This is a genomic window from Erwinia sp. STN24 (genome assembly GCF_041320675.1).
Classification (GTDB): Bacteria; Pseudomonadota; Gammaproteobacteria; order Enterobacterales; family Enterobacteriaceae; genus Erwinia; species Erwinia aeris.
The window spans coordinates 863,741-878,614 of sequence record NZ_JBGGPM010000001.1; the positions used below are offsets into that span (position 1 = coordinate 863,741).

Annotated in this window: 11 protein-coding genes and 1 riboswitch; of the genes, 3 read left to right on the forward strand and 8 right to left on the reverse strand. The window is 56.7% G+C overall.

Features of this window, described 5'->3' with window-relative positions:
• Positions 1-40 precede the first annotated feature (40 nt).
• From ACA373_RS04095 to ACA373_RS04115, 5 genes are all read right to left on the reverse strand, one after another.
• Complete coding sequence (locus tag ACA373_RS04095; protein WP_253454130.1) at positions 41-1,261, reverse strand: diguanylate phosphodiesterase; 1,221 nt, start codon at positions 1,259-1,261, stop codon at positions 41-43.
• 114 nt (positions 1,262-1,375) lie between these two features.
• Positions 1,376-2,308 carry an ABC transporter substrate-binding protein gene (locus ACA373_RS04100; protein WP_370734049.1) on the reverse strand — a complete coding sequence of 311 codons (933 nt, stop codon included), beginning with the start codon at positions 2,306-2,308 and terminating at the stop codon, positions 1,376-1,378.
• Between the two features lie 19 nt (positions 2,309-2,327).
• Complete coding sequence (locus ACA373_RS04105) at positions 2,328-3,074, reverse strand: ABC transporter permease (protein WP_253454127.1); 747 nt, start codon at positions 3,072-3,074, stop codon at positions 2,328-2,330.
• Complete coding sequence (locus tag ACA373_RS04110; protein WP_301250808.1) at positions 3,071-3,790, reverse strand: ABC transporter ATP-binding protein; 720 nt, start codon at positions 3,788-3,790, stop codon at positions 3,071-3,073. Before ACA373_RS04110 ends, ACA373_RS04105 begins: the two co-directional genes overlap by 4 nt.
• Positions 3,787-4,473, reverse strand: a complete 687-nt coding sequence (locus tag ACA373_RS04115; RefSeq protein WP_253454123.1) for a TenA family protein — start codon at positions 4,471-4,473, stop codon at positions 3,787-3,789. The genes ACA373_RS04110 and ACA373_RS04115 overlap by 4 nt, the downstream gene beginning before the upstream one ends.
• Before the next feature lie 44 nt (positions 4,474-4,517).
• Positions 4,518-4,621, reverse strand: a riboswitch (TPP riboswitch).
• A 181-nt stretch (positions 4,622-4,802) separates the two neighbouring features.
• Between ACA373_RS04115 and ACA373_RS04120 the strand changes: the two genes are divergently transcribed.
• The 3 genes from ACA373_RS04120 (at position 4,803) to ACA373_RS04130 (ending at position 8,341) form a co-directional block, all read left to right on the forward strand.
• Positions 4,803-7,124 carry an FdhF/YdeP family oxidoreductase gene (locus tag ACA373_RS04120; RefSeq protein ID WP_253454121.1) on the forward strand — a complete coding sequence of 774 codons (2,322 nt, stop codon included), beginning with the start codon at positions 4,803-4,805 and terminating at the stop codon, positions 7,122-7,124.
• Between the two features lie 321 nt (positions 7,125-7,445).
• The gene (nudI, locus tag ACA373_RS04125; RefSeq protein ID WP_370734050.1) at positions 7,446-7,871 is read left to right on the forward strand and encodes a nucleoside triphosphatase NudI; all 426 of its coding nucleotides are present in this window, start codon (positions 7,446-7,448) and stop codon (positions 7,869-7,871) included.
• 269 nt (positions 7,872-8,140) lie between these two features.
• The gene (locus ACA373_RS04130; protein WP_253454117.1) at positions 8,141-8,341 is read left to right on the forward strand and encodes a hypothetical protein; all 201 of its coding nucleotides are present in this window, start codon (positions 8,141-8,143) and stop codon (positions 8,339-8,341) included.
• 156 nt (positions 8,342-8,497) lie between these two features.
• On the opposite strand, the gene mqo is transcribed toward ACA373_RS04130, so the two are convergent.
• The 3 genes from mqo to treZ all read right to left on the reverse strand — a co-directional run bounded on the left by mqo (position 8,498) and on the right by treZ (position 14,730).
• Positions 8,498-10,150 carry a malate dehydrogenase (quinone) gene (gene mqo, locus ACA373_RS04135; protein ID WP_253454115.1) on the reverse strand — a complete coding sequence of 551 codons (1,653 nt, stop codon included), beginning with the start codon at positions 10,148-10,150 and terminating at the stop codon, positions 8,498-8,500.
• 285 nt (positions 10,151-10,435) lie between these two features.
• The gene (gene treY, locus ACA373_RS04140) at positions 10,436-12,949 is read right to left on the reverse strand and encodes a malto-oligosyltrehalose synthase (protein WP_301729542.1); all 2,514 of its coding nucleotides are present in this window, start codon (positions 12,947-12,949) and stop codon (positions 10,436-10,438) included.
• Positions 12,946-14,730, reverse strand: coding sequence for a malto-oligosyltrehalose trehalohydrolase (gene treZ, locus ACA373_RS04145; RefSeq protein ID WP_370734051.1), 1,785 nt, complete (start codon positions 14,728-14,730; stop codon positions 12,946-12,948). Before treZ ends, treY begins: the two co-directional genes overlap by 4 nt.
• Positions 14,731-14,874 lie beyond the last annotated feature (144 nt).

The window sequence follows — 14,874 nt, forward strand, 5'->3', positions numbered from 1 at the left end:
ACGAACCGGCGGCATGGGCTGCCGGTTCGCAGGCCGAAGGTTAATCGTTTTCGAGTTTTTCCGGCCAGGCCACGACAGGGAAAGCGTTCAGCGTGGACGGCGCGAACAGCGCGCCCTGGAAGTTGCAAATGCCTGCCGACTCCAACCACATCCACTCTTCGGGCTTGTTAACGCCTTCGGCAATCACGGCGATCTGCAAAGAGGAGCAAAATTTCAAAATCGCCTGCACGATAGCCTGTTTCGGGCCGCTTTTATGCACGTCGGCAATGATGTTGCGATCGATTTTGATTTTGTCAGGCTGAAACTGGGTCAGCAGCACCAGCCCGGCAGAACCGGCGCCAAAGCCATCAATCGCCAGGCTGATACCGGAAGCCTTGAGTTTTTTAATCGCCGCCTCGAATTCGTCCGCGCGGAATACCGTGCCGTTCTCCGTGACCTCAACAACGATTTGCTCAGGCACCAGCCCGTTAGCATGGATCGCCTCCAGCAGGAAATCGACCGCATCAGGCACAATCGCCAGCGACATCGGCAGCAGGTTGATCGACAGCGTCAGGCCATTAATGCCCAGCTGCTTCGCCATCGCAAAAACGTGCTGTTTGGATTTAAGATCGACGCTATACCTTTCACTGCGCGGCAGCCCGGCGAGATAATCGGCCGCCGACATGCCCGACGTTGGGCGCATAACGGCCTCAAGCGACACGATCTGGCGGGAAAGCGGATCGATAATCGGCTGAAAAGCGAAGCTGTAGTCGGCCGTGGCCGAGGGAACGGCCTCGCGGGGCAGCGCTTCCTCGCGATCGACAACGAACTCCCAGGAGTCGCCCGGCGGGATCTCAAAATAGTTTTCCCGTTCGGTGGCGTCGACAAACACGCGCAGGAACTGCAATGCGCGATCGTCGTAAGTCAGCTGATACTTAGAGGTGCCTTTATCGAGCACGGCCTGCAGCACGTTTTCCGGGTCGTATTCACGCAGGTCGAACAGTTCCATGCCGACATTGCCAAAACGTCTGGCGGGCGCGTAATCGCGCATCAGTTCTACCAGATTATGGTGCCGGGGATCGTTGCAGATCTCCTCATAGATAGCGGTCACAGCGTCCTCCGGGCCCTCCAGCACCTGGAAAAAGTGGGTGCCGTTGAACAATAAAATGCCCGTCACACTGTGTGATTCGTTGACCTGATTGGCTTGTTCGGCCAGTTTCCCCAACGTCTTATACGCGACGTCATCGGAAATATGGCTACGATAGATGATGGTTGACAGCATGGGGGCTTCCAGATTTTTCGCTATTTTATGCATACCTTACCAGATGCCTTTGCGGTGTTGTCCAGCGCAATTTGAAATCGATTAAAATTCAGCTTGTGGCGTCAGCACGCGAGCTTACTGGATTTCGACGACGTAGTCGTTAACCGGCGTAATTTTTTTAATCAGTCCATGGTTAAAAAGAAAAGTTTCGTACTGCCGGTAGCGCTGGCGATCCAGGCGGGCCGGGTCGCGGGCAAACAGCGGCAGCGTTTTTACCCATGCCTGTCTGTTCAGCCCGGTGTTCAGCTCAGAATGCAATTTAGCGAATGCCCGCCAGCTTTCTTCAGGATGGGCCTGTAAGTAGTCATTGCCCTGCTTGAGCGCTATCAGGAACTTTTTGATAGCGGGTTTGTTCAGGCTATCGCGATTCGCCACCAGAATTAGCTCATCATAGGCCGGCACGCCGTAGTCCTCGACGTTGAACACCACGGGATCTTTGCCCTGAAGCTTCACTTCCAGCGCTTCAATATTACGGTAGCCGCCGATGACCGCATCAACTTTGCCGGTCAGCAACGCGCTGGTCAGCTGAAAATTGACGTTAACCAGCTTAACGTCGCTGAGTTGCCGCTGGTCGTGCTGCAGCATAGCGGCGAGCGTGGCCTGTTCGATGCCGCTGACGGAATACCCCACCGTTTTCCCTTGCAGGTCTGCCGGAGAATGCACGCTTTTATCAAGCGTAATCAGCGTGTTGAGCGGGGAATCAATCAGCGTGCCGACGCGTACCAGCGGTAAGCCCTGGTCGGCAAAAAAGTGCAGCTGTGGCTGATAGGTCACCGCCAGATCCACCTTACCGGCCGCGACCAGACGTGGCGGCAACGCCGGATCGGAAGGCGGAATAATCGTCACATCCAGCCCCTGAGCCTTAAACGCGCCAGTCTGCTGCGCCACCATAATCGGCGCGTGATCGGGATTAACATACCAGTCCAGCATCAGCGTCAGCTTTTGCGCCGCGCTGGTGAAAGGAGATAACGTTGCTACCACCAGCCCACAAACTAAAGCTTTTTTCATTATCTTGTCCTTACGGTGATTAACGCTCCGGCGACCAGCGGATCAGGCGGCGCAGCAGGATATCGGTACTCAGCCAGAGCGCAATCGTCATGGCTACCAGCACAAACAGGGCGGCGAAGCAGAGATCGCTCTGCATTCGCGCGTTAGCATTCAGCATTACAAACCCCAATCCTTCGGCGGAGCCCACCCATTCGCCGACAATCGCACCAATGGGCGCGACGGCGACCGCCATCCGCAGCCCTGAGCCAAAGGCCGGCAGCGCCGCCATCAGCCGCACATGCCGCAGCTGCGAAGCGGAAGAGGCACCCATCGTGCGCGCCAGATCCAGATAGTCCTGTTCGACCCGCCGTAAGCCATCAAAAAAAGCGGAGGCAACCGGGAAAAAAATCACCAGGATCGCCATCACAATTTTGGCGCTGATGCCGAAGCCAAACCAGAGCACCAGCAGCGGCGCCAGCGCAAACACGGGGATCGCCTGGCTGGTCAATACCAGCGGCATCAGCCAGCGTTGCAGGCCGGGCGAAAAGGTCATCAGCAGCGCCAGCAGGGCGCCGAGCAGCACGCCCGCGATAAGCCCGCCGGCGATTTCAGTAGCGGTAATAAGCGTGTGGTAAGCGAGATAGCCAGCGTTATCCCGCATAGCCGCAGCCACGGCGATGGGCGAGGGCAACAGAAAAGCCGGGATGCTGCCAGGCGTGGCCAGCTGCCACAGCGCCATCAGCCCGACAAATACCGTGACGCCACGGCGTATCGTTGCTGCATTCATGCCATGTCCTCTGTCAGCTGGCGCATAAGCTGCGCCTGGCTACGCAATAAATTGGGATCGTCGGGCGCTCGCGGCGGCTGACCAGCCAGCTCAGGAAGCTCGCTAAGCCCGGCAGCAGAAAGGATCAGCAGGCGATGACTGAGGCGACAGGCTTCTACTGGATCGTGCGTAATCAGCAGCACGGTGCAGTCGGCCAGCAGCTCTGCGGCCAGCGCCTGAATTTGGGCGCGGGTAATGGCATCAAGAGCGGAAAAGGGTTCATCCATTAGCACAATGGGCCGTCGCTCGTACAAGGTCCGGGCGAGCGCGACACGCTGACGCATCCCGCCCGACAGCGTGGCGGGCAGCGCGCCGGCATTGCCAGCCAGGCCCACGCGTTCAAGCAGATGTTCTGCCCATTGTCTGTCAGCTTTCTCGCCGCGCAAACGCGCACCCAGCGCGACATTGTCGATCGCGCTAAGCCACGGATAGAGCAGATCCCGTTGTCCCATCCAAGCGATGCGTCCGGCAACCGGCAGCCCATCGCTACCCAGCACCGATCCTGTCGAGGGTGCAAGCAGCCCCGCAATGATCTTCAGCAGGCTGCTTTTACCGACGCCGCTTGGGCCAAGCAGAGAAGTAAAGCGGCCGCCTGCCAGCGTAAAGCTCAGCTGCTTAAATAACGTACGATCGCTAAAATGCAGGCTGACCGCCTTCACCTCTATACCCGGCGTCATCGCGCTTCCGGCGTAGCGCAGGCAGCATCAAGCCCCATCTGCCAGAATGCCGTTTCCAGCCGTGTCGCGGTGGCGAATATTCCCGCCAGCGCCTCAAAGCGGCTCGCGCCGCCGCGCTGGGCGGCCAGGTTTTCAAACAGCGTCAGCGAAGCCTGCACGCCGCTCAGGTAAAGCGGAGCGCCATAGTTTTCAATCCACGGCGCGTAGGGATTGCCGGTCAATACGGTTTGCGTATCGTTCAGCAAGCCGACGCCGATCTCGGCATAGCCAGCCACGCAGGGCATCAGGGCGGTCAACAGATCGAGCGCGTCGCCCGCGTGACCAATATCCAGCACATAGCGGGTATAATTTAGCGTTTCTGGCGCCTCGGTTTCCGCCGCCATCGCCTTCCCGGTCAGGCCCCACTGCGCGCAGTAGCGCACGTGGAGCGGCAGTTCGTCGACGATGGCGTTCAGCGAGCGGATTGCCGCACGCATCTCCGGCAGCGTTTGAAATTTGCTGACCAGCAGCGCGTAGGCGCGGGCAAAATGGATAAGGAACAGATAGTCCTGGATAAGGTAACGGCGAAAAGCCGACGCAGGCAGGGTGCCGTCAGCCAGCTGGCGAACAAAAGGGTGATGGATATAGTGCAGCCAGCGATCGCCGGTCTGTTGACGCAGCCGTCCGTAGAAACCGTCAAACACGGAACCTCCTCAATACTTGAGATCCGGTCAGGCGCGGGAACGTGCGTTATCTGGCTCAGCCGTCCCTTCGCTGGCATGACCCAGATCAGGTTCAAAGGGTTCGGCTTGCGCCATCTCAGCCCGTAACAGGACACCCCTCGGTGCGTATTGTTATACGGTATTTACTTTCTGTTTACAATGCGCAGGCTCAGCACCATTGTGGATTCAGGTCGCTGGCCGCTATGGGTTATTAATAGCGCCATTCGGTAACATTCTGAAAGCAAAAAACCGATCGGAAGCCGCATGCTGTTCTAAGCTAAAAACTGGTTTGTAATGTGATGCGGAGTCGTATGAAACAACAAAATAAGACTATTGGAATAGCGCCTTACGGTGGTTCAGCGGGGGGTTGGGGAGCGTTAAAGGCCGTTGCCGACGCGATCCGCGGCCAGATGTCGGTCAAACAGGACGTGATCGCGTTGTTTAAAGTCAACCAGCCGCAGGGCTTCGATTGTCCCGGCTGCGCGTGGCCCGATCCTCAGCACGGTTCCTCCTTTGAATTTTGCGAAAATGGCGCCAAGGCCGTTTCCTGGGAAGCCACCAGCAAGCGCACCACGCCGGAATTTTTCTCTGCCCATACCGTCAGTGAGCTTTGGCAACGCAACGCTTTTGAGCTGGAAGGCGAAGGCCGTCTGACTCACCCGATGAAATACGATGCGGCCACCGATACCTATCAGCCTATAGAATGGGAAACCGCCTTCCGTGAAATCGGCGAAAAGCTGCAAAGCTACGAAGATCCGGATAGCGTGGAGTTCTATACCTCAGGCCGCGCTTCTAACGAAGCAGCGTTTCTCTGGCAGCTGTTCGCGCGCGAATACGGCACTAATAATTTCCCGGATTGCTCCAATATGTGCCATGAGCCGACCAGCGTCGGCCTGCCGCAGTCCATCGGCATAGGCAAAGGCACCATCGAACTGGAAGATTTCGATCACTGCGATCTGGTGCTGTGTATCGGCCATAACCCCGGCACTAATCATCCACGCATGCTGGGTACGCTACGTGAAGTCTCCAAACGCGGCGCAACCATCGTGGCGATCAATCCGCTGCGGGAAAGAGGGCTTGAACGCTTTACCTCTCCGCAAAGCCCGGTAGAAATGCTGTCGCTCAGCTCCACCACGCTCGCTTCTACCTATTACAAAGTGCGCGTTGGCGGCGATGCCGCCATGCTGAAAGGCGTGATGAAGTGTCTGCTGGTGATGCACGAGCGGGCGCTGGCGGCCGGAGAGCCCGGCGTGCTGGACGAAAGCTTTATCAGCGAACATACCGAAGGTTTTGACGCCCTGAAGGCGGACCTGGATGCCACCGACTGGCCGCATATTCTGAAAGTCTCCGGTATGACGTTTGAAGAGATCCAGAATATTGCCCACCTGTATGCCAAAGCAGAAAGAACCATTATCTGTTACGGCATGGGTATCACCCAGCACCAGTACGGCACGCAAAATGTACAGCAAATCGCTAACCTGCTGTTGATGCGTGGCAATATCGGCAAGAAAGGCGCGGGCATCTGCCCACTGCGCGGCCACTCTAACGTACAGGGCGATCGTACCGTCGGCATTACTGAAATCCCGCCGCAGTCGCTGCTGGACAACCTGGAAAAAGTGTTTGGCTTTAAGCCGCCGCAGAAACATGGACACGGTGCGGTGCAGGCTATTCAGGCGATCCGCGACGGCCACTCCAAAGCACTGCTTTGCCTGGGCGGCAACCTGGCGGAGGCGATCTCCGATCCGCAGCAAACCTTCGAGGCGATGCGCAAGCTGGATCTGGTGGTGCATATGGCGACCAAGCTGAACCGCTCGCATCTGCTGTTGGGCAAACATAACTATCTGCTGCCGGTGCTTGGCCGAACCGAAATCGACAGGCAGGCATCGGGCGAGCAGAGCGTGACCGTGGAAGATTCCATGTCGATGGTGCACGCCTCGCGCGGCTCGCTGAAGCCCGCTTCGGAATGGCTGAAGTCGGAGCCGGCCATCGTAGCGGGTCTGGCGAAAGCCACGCTGCCCAACACTAAGGTGAACTGGGACAGAATGATCGGCGACTACAGCTTTATCCGCCAGGCTATCGAAGCCGTTTTCCCGGCCTTTGAGGATTTTAACCGCAAGATCCTACAGCCGGGCGGCTTCCGTCTTTACAACGCCGCGTCGGAACGCAAATGGCTGACGCCGTCGGGTAAAGCGCAGTTTAAGATCATGCAGGGCATTAACGAGGATCCGCGTTCGCTGAAGTGCCACGATTTGGTGCTGACGACGCTGCGCAGTCACGATCAGTACAACACCACGCTGTACGGGCTGAACGATCGCTATCGCGGCGTGACGGGAAGGCGGGACGTGCTGTTTATCTCGGCAGATGAGGCAGAAAAACGCCGCCTGCGGGTCGGCGACAAGGTGCATATGGTGGCGCTCGATCCGGACGGCAAGCAGACCTCGCGACGCCTGGATAATCTGACGATAGTGGTTTACGACATGGCGCCTGGCTCGGTCGCGGCCTACTATCCGGAAGCCAACGTGCTGGTGCCGCTGGACAGCTTCGATACCGAAAGCGGTATTCCGGCTTATAAAAGCATTCCTGTCGCGCTGGAGCACGCAGAAGCGACCGAAACGTCGGGCACGCTGCGCTAAAAATGGGAAGGAGGGGGCGACCTCTCCTTTTCTTCCTGACCCCGCAAAAATAAACGTAATGGCTTTAAAATTGCTTCAGCTGAGCGTACCCTGAGCACGCAATCCTTTCTCCTGCGAGGTTACTGAGCTTCCCGAATATCCGCAGTAATAAAACGAGTAATCAGCACAGAGTAATAAAGAACATAACTCGGATAAAATCGCATAGATATCAAAACGGGAAATTACGGATAGCCTTTCGGAAAACTGACCTAAGTTGAGGTCAATAACATGTTAAAACCTCCTGATACTTTAATGGATAAATAGCGATATTAAGGAAATAAAATGCGACAGAGGATAATCGTATGTCCTGTGATTCAAAACGAAGGTGAGTATTTGCTTTGTAAAATGGCTGCGGATCGTGGTGTTTTTCCGGGGCAGTGGGCCTTGCCTGGTGGAGGGATGGAGGCGGGCGAAACACTGGAAGAAGCCCTGAGGCGCGAAATAAATGAAGAGTTAGGCGAGGAGCTAGGCATCACAGATATTCAGCCCTGGACTTTTCGTGATGACATCCGAACCAAAACGTACCCGGATGGCAAAACTGAAGAAATTTATATGATTTATCTTATATTTGACTGCATCAGTACTAATCGAAATATTACTTTTAACGAGGAGTTTCAGGAAATCGCATGGGTCCCCCCTGAAACCTTAAAAGCTATGGATCTGAATGAAGCGACTCGTATCACATTTGCCCACAAGGGGCTTATTTAGCGGCCTGCCCGGCCGCTAGCCCGGTTTATTAGGATGTGAGCCCCCTTATTTTTGATTAAAATCAAAATTATCTGTTAAATATTTCCTTAACTAAAATTTTTACTTTCGCTTGCTTCACAAACTGATTTTTCACCACTACTTTTTCTTTCAACAGGCTTTCTTAATTTCCCGATAGCCTGTGCTACAGGCGCTTTTGCGCGCAGACGCAGGGATAGTGTCTCTTTCGAACATTATACCTGCTGGTTGCCATCAGCCTGAAGGATACTTCTATGAGAGAACTTGATGCTTCAGAGTTAATTTACGTAAACGGAGGAAGCGATAGCATTACCAGTGGCCTGACTGAAACCGAAACAACGCTAACAACCCGCGGCGGAATTAAAGATTATGATGGCTGGCAAAGCGGTGCGATAGGCGCAGCGTTAGGAAACGCGCTGTACGTTTTGGGAAAATCATTAGGCTGGTGGAGTTAAAAGAGAAAATCCAGGTGTTTAATCGATACTATTGAAAATGGGATTCAGGGACGTTCGGCAAAATAATCAGAATAGTTTAAGGAGGCGATCAATCAGCATTTTTGTTAAACACATCATTGAAAAGATCCCCGCGCCATCCGGCGCGGGAAACAGGATTTACAGCGCCATATCGTGCTGGGCTGGCGTTTTCTCAGCCTGGCCAGTAATGGTGGACTGCGCAGGCTCCTGAGCAGGCATCTTGATAACCGGTGGCTTGGTCAGCTGCAGCGTGGCCGCGGTGTCATCCCAGACATGCTGCGTCAGCTCGGTGTTACCGTTCAGCGTCTGGCCGTAGGTTGGCACCACTTTATGGATCTTTTCCTGCCATTCCGGCGAGTTGAACTGCTCCGGGAACAGCTTCTTCATCACGTTGATAGCGATAGGTGCCGCAGTCGAAGCGCCTGGCGATGCGCCCAGCAGGGCCGCCACGGTTTTCTGCTGATCGGTCACAATTTCTGTACCCAGCTTCAGCACGCCGCCTTTATCCGCATCTTTCTTGATGATCTGCACGCGTTGACCCGCCTGGATCAGTTTCCAGTCTTCTTTCTTCGCGTCCGGATAGTACTCTTTCAGCGCGGCAAAACGGTCGTCGTCGCTCAGCATGACCTGACCAATCAGGTATTTCACCAGGTCAAAGTTATCCATGCCCACGTGGGTCATCGGCATAAAGTTGCTGGTGGTGGTGGTGCTCAGCAGATCGAACAGCGAACCGTTTTTCAGGAACTTGGTAGAGAAGGTCGCGAACGGCCCAAACAGTACCACACGCTTACCGTCCAGGTTACGCGCATCGATATGCGGAACGGACATTGGCGGTGCGCCTACGGAAGCCTGACCGTACACTTTTTGCAGGTGACGGCTGGTAATGGCCGGATTCTCGGTGACCAGGAAAGAGCCGCCAACCGGGAAGCCTGCATAGTTGTCCGCTTCCGGAATGCCGGTTTTTTGCAGCAGCTTCAGCGCGCCGCCGCCAGCACCGATAAAGACATATTTCGCGTCAATCGCGCGTTCGCCGCCGTTTTTCACGTCTTTGATGGTCACGTGCCAGGAGTTGTCGCTGTTACGCTTAAAGTCGGTCACTTCTGAAGAGGTTTCCAGCTTAAAGTTGCTGTTTTTCTTCAGGCTGGCGGTCAGCTGACGAGTGATCTCACCGTAGTTAACGTCGGTGCCTACCGGCGTCCAGGTGGCCGCGACTTTCTGCTTAGGATCGCGGCCTTCAATAACCAGCGGCGCCCACTGTTTGATCTGATCCTGATCGGTAGAGAACTTCATGCCCTGGAACAGGGTGGTTTTCTGCAGCGCAGCATAGCGCTTGCTCAGGAACTCAACGTTGTCGTCGCCCCAGACAAAGCTCATGTGCGGCGTAGAGTTGATAAAGGAGTGCGGGTTGTTCAGCACGCCGTTTTTCACCTGAGAAGTCCAGAACTGGCGAGAGATCATAAAGGCTTCGTTGATCTCCAGCGCCTTGCTGACGTCGATGGTGCCGTCGGCACGCTCAGGCGTATAGTTCAGCTCCATATTGGCGGAGTGGCCGGTACCGGCGTTGTTCCAGCCGTTGGAAGACTCAAGGGCGACGCCGTCGAGCTTCTCAACCATAATCTGTTTCCAGTCTGGCTGAACGTCTTCCAGCATCGTGCCCAGCGAGGCGCTCATGATGCCGCCGCCGATCAGCAGAACGTCGGTTTTCTCTGGTGCAGTTTCAGCATGGATCGCTGTAGAAATCAGTAACGCAGACAGCGAAACTGAGGTAATCAGTTTTTTTGATTTAATCATGGCAGGTGTCGATAGTCGGGATTTGACATTAGTTAAAAAGTGTCCATAAATATTAAAATATTGTTATGGCAGATTGTATGTGTTTTTAGTTACAAAACTAAAAAATGTCATATTTTAGTTAATTTAGTTACAAATGGGCAGGAAAAAGCGGAGCATCTGTTACGAGATGGTTCAGACATGCCGCTTTCGGCAAGCGTTAATGCAAATTAGCGGCAGCTTCCGTAATACCAGCGTTAACTATAGGGATAAGTTACAGCAGCACGTCCTTGTGCTGTAGAGTCAGCTTTACCGGCTAAGCAGAATAACCGGCATCCGCCGATCGCCTCCCGCCAGGCTAAAGCTTGTCTCCAGCGCAGATTCTGCGCCACTGATCAGATTGATATAGCGTCGGCCAGCCAGCGCCTCCGGCAGGGCGATTTCCGCCGGCGCCCAGTGCGCCTCCTGCAATCGGTTAAACACAAGGCGGGGCAGGATCACAATCAGCGCCGCCTCGTCGTTGGCTCGACCAAAAGCCAGCACGTTCTCCGCCTGCTGACCCGTGGCGCTCAGCGGCAGATAGTCGCCTTTACGAAACAGATCCGGCAGCTGCTGACGCAGGGGCAGCACTTTAGCAATCAGCTGCTGCTTCAGGCGACCGTCCAGCCAGTGCGCTTCATTAGCGGGATCGACCTGCTCAACCTGATTTAACAGCTGCTCCAGCGCGGCGAAATCCGGCTCGCGACGGTTGTCGGGATCCACCAGGCTCAGATCCAGCGTTTCGCTGCCCTGATAAATATCCGGCACGCCCGGTGCGGTCAGCTTGATGGCCGTCTGGGTCAGGCTGTTAACAAGGCCTGCGTGGATAAAGGGCTGGAGCGACGCGGTGAAGTCCTGCAAAAAAGCCTGATTATCGGGCGACAGCAGATGACGCACATAGTCGAGCACGGCATTTTCATAGGTTTCGTTGCTGTCGGCCCAGTCGGTGCGCAGCTTCGCCTCACGCAGCGCTTTTTCTACAAAGCCGGTAAAGCGCTCCTCCAGCGCCTTGAGGCCTTCAGCATCATCAGGCGCCAGATCGGTGGGCCATGCGCCCGCCAGCGACTGGTACAGCATCCACTCCACGGCGGGTTTTGGCGCAGGGCCGTCCTTAAGCTGCACCACCTGAGACTGGTTGCCTTGCCGCCAGCGAGAGACGCACTCCGCCCAGCGCTCCGGCGCTTCGCTCAGCGTATAGAGGCGCGCTCGCGCATCTTCGCCACGCTTGGTGTCGTGGGTAGAGGTGCCGGAAAGGGCGTCCGGCTGACGGGCCAGCCGCTCCTGCATCTCCTGGTGGAAACGTTCCGGCGAGAAGTCATCCGGCATCGGCTCCGCGCCGACCTCATTCAGCGCCAGCGCCATATGCAGGCGGAAAAACAGCGTGTCCTCGACCGATTTTGCCATCAGCGGCCCGGTCAGCTGCTGGAAGCGGGTGCGGAAGCTGGCGGCGTCGTCACTGGCGGCAGCGGAAACTTCGCCCGCCATAATCCGCGTTAAAAAGCCCAGCGCCTCGGGATCCGGTGCCTTAACGCCCTGGCGCACCTCGTCCGCTACTTTCAGCAGCAGGTCGGCATCTTCGGGCGGCAGCCCCTCTGTTGTGCCGTAAGTGCGGTAAACGGGGAAGGCGACCAGCAGCTCCCGCAGCGCCGTCAACAGCGCTTTCTCTTCCAGCGGCTCGTTATCGGCGGCGGCGATAGTGGTGGCAAGCTGCAAAAGCCTGGTCGCTTCACCGGCGAAGTTGCGGGTCGCCATCAGCATTTTGGCCGCGCGCAGCTCCGCCTGCACGTCAACCGGCTTGCCCAGCAGCGTTTCATAGGCCTGCCGCAGCTGACGAATATGTTTGCCGTCCACCAGCGCTTCGGACAGGGAAGCAATAAATTCATACCCAGTGGTGCCGGAGACAGGCCAGTCGGCAGGCAGATGCTCGCCCTTAGCCAGGATCTTTTCTACCGTGATATAGCAATCCGGTCCGGCTTCCTGACGCAGCCGTTCCAGATAGCTTTTAGGATCGGCCAGCCCGTCGACGTGGTCAACGCGCAGGCCCTGCACCGCGCCGCTGCGCACCAGCTCGAGGATCAGCTGGTGCGCATCATCGAACACCGCCTTATCCTCCACCCGCACGCCGGCCAGCCCCGTGATTTCAAAAAAGCGGCGGAAGGAGAGGTCGCGCGGCGCGTCCCGCCAGGACATCAGCCTGTAGGGCTGGCTGTCGTGCAGCGCAGCGATATCGGCTTTGTCGGTGAGTTGCAGCACCGCCTCCGCCCGATCCTGCCAGCTTGCAGGCGTCAGCGGATAGAAATGTTCGTAGTAAGCCAGCGCCGGTTTCCCGGTTTGCGGATCGGGTTTAACCGCGATAGCGCCGTTTTCAAGCTCCACCTCAAAATCATCGCCAAGGAAAGGCAGCGTCAGACGACGTGACCAGTCGATATCAAAATGGTGGGCGTAGCGGCTGTTTTCGCCGTGCTCTACCACGTCGCGCCACCAGGCGTTTTCCAGCGATGAGGCCATATGGTTCGGCACGATATCGATGATCAGCCCCAGGCCAGCCTGTTGCAGCGTTTTCACCAGACGATCGAAGCCCTCACGGCCGCCAATCGCCGGATCGATTTCATTGGCGTTGATAACATCGTAACCGTGGGTAGAGCCGGAAAGCGCGGTAAAAATGGGCGACGCGTAGAGATGACTAATGCCCAGCTGTTTCAGATAGGGAACAAGCGCGGCGGCCCGATCGAAAGTCATGCCGCTGCGGAACTGGATACGGTAGGTCGAGGCTGGAATAGTCACGCGGTTTCTCCCGGAGCAAGGCGAACAAGGATGGCATGCTGGGGCAGCTCGGTGATGGCCTGCGGCCAGCTAAAAATCGTCTCGCCCGGCATGTCCGGCACGGGCTGGGTTTTCTCGCCGATATTCAGCGCGATCGACAGCGTGCCCTGAGGGAACGTCCAGCTGACGGCGACGAAACCGGCGGCGGTTTGCAGCACTTTGCCGCTGTTGCCGCCCGCAGTGGCAAGCAGCGGCACGATATAGCGCTGCCGCACGGCCAGCAGCTCTTTGGTCAATGCCAGCCACGCCTGTCCCTGCGAGCTTTGCGTTTTTTGCCAGTCCAGCTTTGAAGCGTCAAACGTGCTTTTGGCATTAGGATCGGGCACGCTTTCGTCTTCATGTCCGGCATGGCCCTGGAATTCACGCGCGCGCCCTTCGCGCACCGCTTTAGCCAGATCGCCGTGGAAATCGGTAAAGAACAGGAAAGGCCGGGTTTCGCCGTACTCTTCGCCCATAAACAGCAGGGGAATATGCGGCGAGCAGAGCAGCGTGGCCAGCAGCACTTTGGTGCGATCGGCGCCCGCCAGCTGGATCAGCCTGTCGCCCTGGGCGCGGTTGCCCGTCTGGTCATGGTTCTGAATAAAATCGACAAAAGCGACCGGCGGCTGACCTGAACTTTTCACGCCGCGTTTTTCACCCGACTGCGCCGAGACTTCGCCCTGATAAGCGAAGCCTTCCGTCAGAATGCGCGCAATAAGCTTTTCCGGCTCGTTAGCGAAGTCGCGATAGTAGGCGTGGGTTTCGCCGGTGGCGAAAACGTGAATGGCGTTATGGAAATCATCGTTCCACTCGCCGGTAAACAGCGGCACGCTGCCGTCCTCTTCACGCGGGTGCAGGAAAATGACGTTACGGCTGTCCTCGGTGGTGAGGTGAACCGGCCGGTCGGTGATTTCTGCACGAATACGTTCGGCGATAGCGATCAGCGCATGTTTTTCCGAGGTGTCTTCAATCTGATCGATGGCGTCAAAACGCAGCCCGTCCAGATTGTACTCCTGTAGCCAGTACAGCGGCGCTTCCACCATATAGTCGCGAGCCGCCGCGACGTCATAAGCGATTCCGGCTCCCCAGGGAGTCATGCGCTCTTTATGAAAGAAGTCAGGCGCCAGCAGCGGCAGGTAGTTGCCTTCCGGGCCAAAATGGTTCAGGACGATATCAAGCACCACCGACAGGCCATGACCGTGCGCGGCGTCGATAAAGGCTTTGAAATCGTCCGGCGTGCCGTAAGCGGAGTGCGGCGCGTAAAGCAGCACGCCGTCGTAGCCCCAGCCGCGATTGCCGCCAAACTGCGAAACGGGCAGCACTTCCAGCATGGTGATACCCAGCTCCGCCAGGTGAGGCAGTTTCTCTATGGCGGCCCGAAAGGTGCCTTCCGGGGTAAAGGTGCCGATATGCATTTCGTACACCACCGTTTCAATCCACGGACGACCGCGCCATTCATGCTGCCAGCTATAGCTTGCGGGATCGATAACCACAGAGGGGCCGTTAACGTCCGCCTTTTGCGCACGCGATGCCGGATCCGGCACCACCATGCCGTCGGCAAGCACAAAGTTGTATTCCGCGCCGGGCGCTACCTCGCTAACCTCCGCCTCAAACCAGCCGTCGCCGCTGGCGGACATGGCCATATCTTTTCCGGCCAGCCTGAGCGTGACGCTTTTTTGCCCGGTAGCCCAAAGGCGAAAACGAATCTTACCGTCGGCCACATACTCGGCCCCCCAGCTCTTACTAAATGTTCCGGATCCCATTCAATAGCCTCTTTAAGCACAGCGGTGAGCGATAGACGACATCGCAAGGAGTGCGATGTAAGCTTTGAAGAAATCATAGACTATTGCGTAGAAAGTGAAGGGTATGCGGCAGGGCGCAAAAAGCAGGATGAGGTTGGGTTTTGC

Bases quoted from the DNA above. Each gene is read 5' to 3' on its own strand.
- ACA373_RS04095 (WP_253454130.1), bottom strand. From the start codon at position 1,261: ATGCTGTCAACCATCATCTATCGTAGCCATATTTCCGATGACGTCGCG.
- nudI (WP_370734050.1), top strand. From the start codon at position 7,446: ATGCGACAGAGGATAATCGTATGTCCTGTGATTCAAAACGAAGGTGAG.
- treZ (WP_370734051.1), bottom strand. From the start codon at position 14,730: ATGGGATCCGGAACATTTAGTAAGAGCTGGGGGGCCGAGTATGTGGCC.
- ACA373_RS04120 (WP_253454121.1), top strand. From the start codon at position 4,803: ATGAAACAACAAAATAAGACTATTGGAATAGCGCCTTACGGTGGTTCA.
- ACA373_RS04110 (WP_301250808.1), bottom strand. From the start codon at position 3,790: ATGACGCCGGGTATAGAGGTGAAGGCGGTCAGCCTGCATTTTAGCGAT.
- ACA373_RS04100 (WP_370734049.1), bottom strand. From the start codon at position 2,308: ATGAAAAAAGCTTTAGTTTGTGGGCTGGTGGTAGCAACGTTATCTCCT.
- mqo (WP_253454115.1), bottom strand. From the start codon at position 10,150: ATGATTAAATCAAAAAAACTGATTACCTCAGTTTCGCTGTCTGCGTTA.
- ACA373_RS04130 (WP_253454117.1), top strand. From the start codon at position 8,141: ATGAGAGAACTTGATGCTTCAGAGTTAATTTACGTAAACGGAGGAAGC.
- ACA373_RS04105 (WP_253454127.1), bottom strand. From the start codon at position 3,074: ATGAATGCAGCAACGATACGCCGTGGCGTCACGGTATTTGTCGGGCTG.